General features: G+C 59.2%; 10 protein-coding genes and 1 pseudogene. All 11 read left to right on the top strand.

The window, feature by feature from the left end:
* Window positions 1–450 (top strand): annotated as a pseudogene (locus tag AC07O4_RS31105) (hypothetical protein); the annotation flags it as partial.
* Between the two features lie 9 nt (window positions 451–459).
* A complete protein-coding gene (locus tag AC07O4_RS31100) occupies window positions 460–789 on the top strand; it encodes a TrbM/KikA/MpfK family conjugal transfer protein (RefSeq protein WP_495306585.1) in 330 nt (109 codons plus the stop codon).
* Window positions 790–800: 11 nt separating this feature from the next.
* A complete protein-coding gene (locus AC07O4_RS31095; RefSeq protein ID WP_495306584.1) occupies window positions 801–1394 on the top strand; it encodes a lysozyme family protein in 594 nt (197 codons plus the stop codon).
* 244 nt (window positions 1395–1638) lie between these two features.
* The gene (locus AC07O4_RS31090; RefSeq protein WP_495306583.1) at window positions 1639–2328 is read left to right on the top strand and encodes a TraX family protein; all 690 of its coding nucleotides are present in this window, start codon (window positions 1639–1641) and stop codon (window positions 2326–2328) included.
* 60 nt (window positions 2329–2388) lie between these two features.
* Complete coding sequence (locus tag AC07O4_RS31085; RefSeq protein WP_495306582.1) at window positions 2389–2625, top strand: hypothetical protein; 237 nt, start codon at window positions 2389–2391, stop codon at window positions 2623–2625.
* Complete coding sequence (locus AC07O4_RS31080; RefSeq protein ID WP_495306581.1) at window positions 2622–3533, top strand: ATPase; 912 nt, start codon at window positions 2622–2624, stop codon at window positions 3531–3533. The genes AC07O4_RS31085 and AC07O4_RS31080 overlap by 4 nt, the downstream gene beginning before the upstream one ends.
* A 115-nt stretch (window positions 3534–3648) precedes the next feature.
* Window positions 3649–4170, top strand: a complete 522-nt coding sequence (locus tag AC07O4_RS31075) for a thermonuclease family protein (protein ID WP_495306580.1) — start codon at window positions 3649–3651, stop codon at window positions 4168–4170.
* A gap of 8 nt (window positions 4171–4178) precedes the next feature.
* Window positions 4179–4451 carry a hypothetical protein gene (locus AC07O4_RS31070; protein WP_495306579.1) on the top strand — a complete coding sequence of 91 codons (273 nt, stop codon included), beginning with the start codon at window positions 4179–4181 and terminating at the stop codon, window positions 4449–4451.
* Window positions 4452–4482: 31 nt separating this feature from the next.
* On the top strand, window positions 4483–4965 hold the full coding sequence (locus AC07O4_RS31065; RefSeq protein WP_495306578.1) for a hypothetical protein: 483 nt from the start codon (window positions 4483–4485) through the stop codon (window positions 4963–4965).
* A gap of 11 nt (window positions 4966–4976) precedes the next feature.
* The gene (locus AC07O4_RS31060; protein WP_495306577.1) at window positions 4977–5633 is read left to right on the top strand and encodes a hypothetical protein; all 657 of its coding nucleotides are present in this window, start codon (window positions 4977–4979) and stop codon (window positions 5631–5633) included.
* A gap of 2 nt (window positions 5634–5635) precedes the next feature.
* Window positions 5636–6013, top strand: a complete 378-nt coding sequence (locus AC07O4_RS31055; RefSeq protein ID WP_495306576.1) for a hypothetical protein — start codon at window positions 5636–5638, stop codon at window positions 6011–6013.
* Window positions 6014–6056 lie beyond the last annotated feature (43 nt).

Below are 6056 nucleotides of genomic sequence, written 5' to 3'. Positions count from 1 at the left end.
TCGCAGCAGTCAGGCGCCGAAGGTGGCAACGGACCGAAGGACGGTGATTTTGCCGCTGACGCAGAAGGGAAGGGGACCAGCCCAGGACGTGCACGATCGACGTTGGGGGCATTGGGTTCAGGGATTGCCGCTGTCGCGAAAAGCCGCGCAGGCATGGCATTGGATGCAGCGCGGGAGCGCGTCTCGCAGACCACCGGGGGCCGTGTGGCGGCAGAGATCAGCAACCCTGGAAGCGCGAACTCCGATCGTCAGAACCAGGCCGACATTCTGCGTTCTCAGAGCACCGCTGGAAAGGCGAATGCCGCACGCGCCTTCATGGCCACCGGTCAGGCTGCAGGGGCTGAACCGCCAGCCTTCACAGGCGACAGCTTGTCTGGGTTCAACAACCCAGATAAGGCCGTCGATGAAAGCGCTGAAGTAGCGGCTTTCGCAAATCGCAAACCTACTTGAAAGATTGAAATGAAAACGATTCAAACGTTGATCACATCGGCCGTCCTCCTGTCTGCGGGCAGTGCTGTGCATGCGCAGGGCTTGCTGATGGGCGACCAGAAGCTGGCATGCGAAGCGATGATGTGCCTGACCTCTGGCTCTCCGCCGCATGAATGCCAGGAGTCGCTGAATCGCTTCTTTTCGATCAACTTCAAGAAGCCGGCACAAACGATCAGCGAGCGCATGCGCTTCCTCAACCAATGCCCGGTCCAAATGCCCGCGGCGGCCGGCTCCAGCTCCTCGCAGGACGGCGGGTCCGGCAACAACAATTCGAGCAGTTCGCCATTCGGCCAGCGCTGAGTCCTCGCAGCGTGATCGTCCTTGATTTGCCTCCGCAGCTGCACGAAAGAGTCACGTGCTCGATTTCTGCTGCGGCGAAGTTCGGCGTGCCGGCAAACGTGATGTTGGCGGTCGCCGAACAAGAGGGAGGAAAGCCCGGGCAGTGGGTTCGAAACTCCAATGGGACTCACGACGTCGGCCCACTGCAATTCAACACGGCCTACCTGGTCGAAATGGCTCGATACGGCATCAAGCCGGCAGACGTCGCGGCTGCTGGCTGCTATCCCTACGAACTGGCTGCCTGGCGGTTAAAGCAGCACCTGACGAAGGACCAAGGGGATCTCTGGACCAAGGTGGCCAACTATCACTCCCGCACCCCTGCTTACAACGCTGCGTACCGCGCCCGACTCGTTGAGAAAGGCGCGCGATGGGCTGGATGGCTTGAAGGTCGTTTTCCAATCACCGCCGTGGCCGCCCCTGCGGCCGCCCCAGTGCGTATCTCCAACACGGTGTCTCCTGCAGCATTGGCCGCTGTGGCCGCTGCAGCTCGAGCGCCGCTGAAGCGGGGGAGCTTCAACCCAAGCTCTTCTAATTTTTTCCCGCGTGCCATTCAGGGCAGCGACTGAAAGGGCGCCATGAGTCGATCCATCGTGAGTCGAGAACCGTGGTGGCACAGCCCGCCTGCAGCTGGGCAGGACGAAATGACTTGCAAGTGGGAATGGCTCGTTGTCTGGTCCGATGGCACGTTTTCCGTAGATCCGACACGCCCAACGGATGATGAGATCCGCACTCGCAAGAGCTGCCGGCTTGATCGTCAGGTCGATAAATTTAGCGGCTAAACCTGTGACAGCCATCAGCCAAACCTCTGACTTGCCACGCATCGAGCTGCGCAGCTCCACCATCGAGTTGCTGAAGTGGGTTGGTCTGGTCCTCATGAGCATCGATCACGTGAACAAGTATTTGTTTAACGGAACGAGCGATGTCGCATTCGCCGCTGGACGCCTGGCCATGCCAATCTTCTGTTTCGTCCTGGCCTACAACCTCGCTCGGGTGAAGGAGCTCGAAGAGGGCCCATACAAACGTGTTGCCCTCCGGCTTGCAGTCACAGGTCTCCTCGCTTCGCCACCTTTCCTCATGCTGGGCGGCTTGTGGGGCAACGTCTACCCCCTCAATGCGATCTTCACGTTGCTGGTGCTCACCCTGGTGACGTGCATGCTGGCCCGTGGCCTGTATGCCGCCGCGCTGCTCGCATTCGTCGTCGGCGGGGGCATTGTGGAGTTCTGGTGGCCAGCGGTTCTGTTTGGGGTTGCAGCTTGGGGCTATGTGCGATCCCCGAATTGGGGGGCGGTGGCGCTGGGAGTAGGAGCATGCGCAAGCCTCTACCTGGTGAATGGAAATTACTGGGCCGTTGCATCTCTTCCGCTGATCGCATTGGTTTCGCAGCTCCGAGTGCGCCTGCCGCGGCTTCGCTGGTGGTTCTATGCGTTCTACCCCGTGCACCTGGTGGTGCTTTGGTTGATTCGGATACCGATGACCCGGGCCGGGTATCTCTTCTTCTGATCTGCCACGAATCTCCAAGAGGACTAAACTATGTCTACGCCAAGAAAAGGCTCAAACACCATGACCAGATCACTGCTTTCACTGACCTCATCTGTTGAATTCAAGCAGCGGTTGAGCGCCAGCTTCAAGAAAACAGCCGAGACAAGGGCACGTCTGGGTTTGCCGAAGGCTGTCGTTGTCGATGGTGTCGTCTACAAGGAATACGCCGACGGCCGTCGTGAGCGCGTGAACAAGCCTGTCCGCGAAGTAAAGTCGCCGGACCAGCCCACCAAGAAAATCTACTCGCGCACCGCATGACGGACGAGGAGCCCAAGCAAGCTCCTCGAATGACGATTTTTGCTGGACCGAATGGCTCCGGCAAGAGCACAGTGGTTGATGCCCTGAGAACTGCGGATGGTTTTCCGCAGTTCATCAACGCTGATGTCATTTCCGCGGAGGAGTTGAGCCATGTCCGCGACCCCAACGAGCGCAACCGCCAAGCGGCAGAAATTGCAGAGGCGCTTCGGCGCGAGGCATTAGATCGTGGCGAGTCCTTTGCCTACGAATCAGTCTTCAGCACGGTGGGGCGAGTTCAGCTCATCGATGAAGCGAAGAAGCGTGGCTACATCGTTGATTTGGTTTTCGTGACCACCTCGGACCCGGCGATCAACGTCGTTCGGGTCGAGGAACGCGTGGCCAGTGGCGGCCATCCAGTCCCGGAAGAAAAAGTGCGCGAGCGCTACGCCAGGGCAATGGAGCTCTTGCCTGCGGCATTTCTCAGGGTCGATGAGGCACAGGTCTTCGACAATTCCAAAGACTTGGAGTTTCCCCAACTGGTCGCGACAAAACATGTCGACCAGATCGAGTACGCGAGCAACCCTCCCGACTGGGTAACGCAGAGGCTGATCGAACCTGTCTCGCAGCGGCAGCTTTCGAAGAATGCCTTTGTTCAACAAGCGCAGGCGACCTCTCCCGACGCTGTTGTGGAAGATGCGAACATTGCAGGCGGGCCAACGTATTCGGGCGTCATCGTGGGACTGAACCAAGTCCAAGCCCTACAAAAAGTAGCAGGGGCAACAGGCAAATTTGTGATCCATGACCTGGCGCTGACTGGTGGCTGGACGATGACAGAAGGCAAGGCAACTGCCGTTTCGTATGTGTTTGGGCCAGACGGCAAGCATCTGCGCCCTGGCTCCCAGCTGAGGACAGTCACCCGCTCGAGATAGGCCCCAAGCCGCACCCAAAAGGCCCGCAACAGCGGGTCTTTTTTTCGCCTTTCATATCGACTTGCGGCAGATTTAGCCGCTAAATCATTCGTTATATCGGATGCATAATGCGTGAATGCACATTCGATACACCCACTGGAAACGATGGCTCATCGCCTTTCTGCTTTCGGCTCTGGCGGGGTACGTTCACGCTGACTTCACAGGCCGTGTTGTCGGTGTGCTCGACGGCGACACGATCGACGTGCTGGCCGAGCAGAAGTCCGTACGTGTTCGCCTGGCACAGATCGACGCACCCGAGAAAAGCCAACCCTTCGGCCAGCGCTCGAAGCAAGCACTGGCCCGGCTCGTCTTCCAGCAGCAGGTGAGAGTGAAGGAAGAGGGGAGAGACCGGTACGGCCGCGTCCTTGGGACCGTCTACCTGCACAGCAGTCTGCCCTTCGTGATCGACGGTCCCCCGTTGAACGTCAATGCCTACATGGTCAGCACTGGCATGGCCTGGGCGTACCGGCGCTATGTCAGCGACGCAGCGATGACCGCCCTCGAGTCGAAAGCGCAGCGCGAGGGTCGAGGACTATGGGCTGGGCCGTCGCCTATGGCGCCCTGGGAATGGCGGGCGAACGCCCGCGACTCGCAATGAAGGTCCGCATGAAAAGCCAGTTGACCCAGCTGGCAGCCACGACGTGGCGTCTCTTCGGGAACACGTTGCTTGCAGGCGCCGTTGCCGTCGTACTTGGCTTCTGTGGATTGGCTGCTTCGTCCGCACCCACAGGGCAATCGGGTTCTGTCTTGTCGCCGGCAAGCTTCGTTTTCTATCTCGCGATCCTGGTTGGTATCGGGGCCGCCTTCGGTGCCTTCATCGCTGGCTACAGAGCCTTGCGGTCTGAAGGCTCAACAACTTCCAACAACACGAAGGAGTAGCTGCACCGTGACAATTTCTCGGCAAGTGATCATGCAAGTCGCGCAGGTGCCCAGCGGTGCCGCTTGGCATGTCGAGTTCACGATCAACAGCGACTTCGCTGAGCGCTTGCGCCAGCTCCGCTCGCTTGTTCCGGCCGCCACAGGCCGGATCAGTCAAAGAGATCTGGTAATCGACAAGGTGAGAGCACGGCTACGCAAAGCGAACTGGAGAACCAGCACCAGTAGCAATCCTGTTGTCGACGGGTCTTGCATCGTGTTCTCCTCGAACGGCACATTTAGTTGTGTTGCCAAGAACCGGGACACACGTGAACAACTTAGAACGTTTGAAGCTTCAGTCGAAGAGGTGCTGGCACTGCACGCCAGTCGACCGATCGAAGAAATCCTCTACGTCGGTGCTGGTGTCGTCCTTGGAGCCGCCGATGGGCGCCCAGCGCCGGCCGCAGCCTCGACCCACATTCGCAGCGTCGACCAGCCTGTGCGCCCCGTCGACGCGGCATCAACGAACAGAAAGTAGAGGGAAGGCAAATGTTCGAATTCTTCAAAAACGCGAAGCTAAAAAAGCTTGAAAAGCTGGCGACAACGCGCGGCGACACTGGCGGGCTCTTCAAGCGGATCGACGAGAACCGCGAACTGCTCGAAGTGTTATTTCGCGACGCGCCTGCCTTCATGCAAAGCCATGGATGGGTCGAAGGCTGGATCAAGGGCAACGACGCCTTTTTTGAAGGCGTGCGAGCGAGCTTGGAAATGGATCTCGATGAGCTGCACCCGTTCTTGTCGGACCAGCCGCGGGCGTGGCCTAAGCCTTTGGCATCTTGGCCGTCGCGGTTGTCAGAGCGAGCGAAGAGTCAGCCAAGCCCTGATTGGAAGGCGCATGCATATCCTCTCCAACAGGTCGTGATCAAGCTGCAGGGTACGCGGAATAGCAGCAAGACCGCCATCGTGGCTCAACTCGAAGTCATTCGCGCTCGGCTGCAAGTTGGCGAAGCGAGAGGCAGCGACCACGACGACGACTTCGGCTACGCGTTCGAATACGCGAACTCTGTCGACGGCCCATCGTTCTTTAATGAATCCTGCGGTTACGAAGGCCCCCCCGATTCGGCGACCTTCGCTCCTCTTCGTGCAGGAAAGACAAACGTCGGCGCTGGTGTCGTCCCGGGTGCCACCGATCGGCCCGCGCGCTAAGCATGGAAGGATTCACACTGTTCAGTAGCGCCAAATTCTCGGCGCGCCGGGTAAATCGATCGAACAGCGAGGAACGGGGCGACGGGTACTCGGTGTGGGAAATCGTCACGCTTGGCGGCGAACAGATCGCTTGCTGTAACAGTGCGGAGGCGGCCGAAGCGCTGGAGCGCGCGCTCGACACTGTAATTTTCGACTGGGCCGATTGGGTGGAGAGCAAAGGCGAACTTCACTTCGATCCAGATACAAACATGATTCCCCAGTCCGACCACGCGCGGGCTAACGCTGCAGGGGACATCAGCAGCGGCCACCCTGGCCTCGCCCTCATCATGGTCGGGGTGATCTTTTTCGCAGGGTGGTTGTTTAGAGGGTTCATGACGTGAACTGTGACCAACTGGGCATAGCGAGACTGGAGAGCGACCTGCT

The organism is Variovorax sp. GW821-FHT09D04 (assembly GCF_059416405.1).
This window is presented reverse-complemented; position numbering and strand designations above follow the sequence as displayed.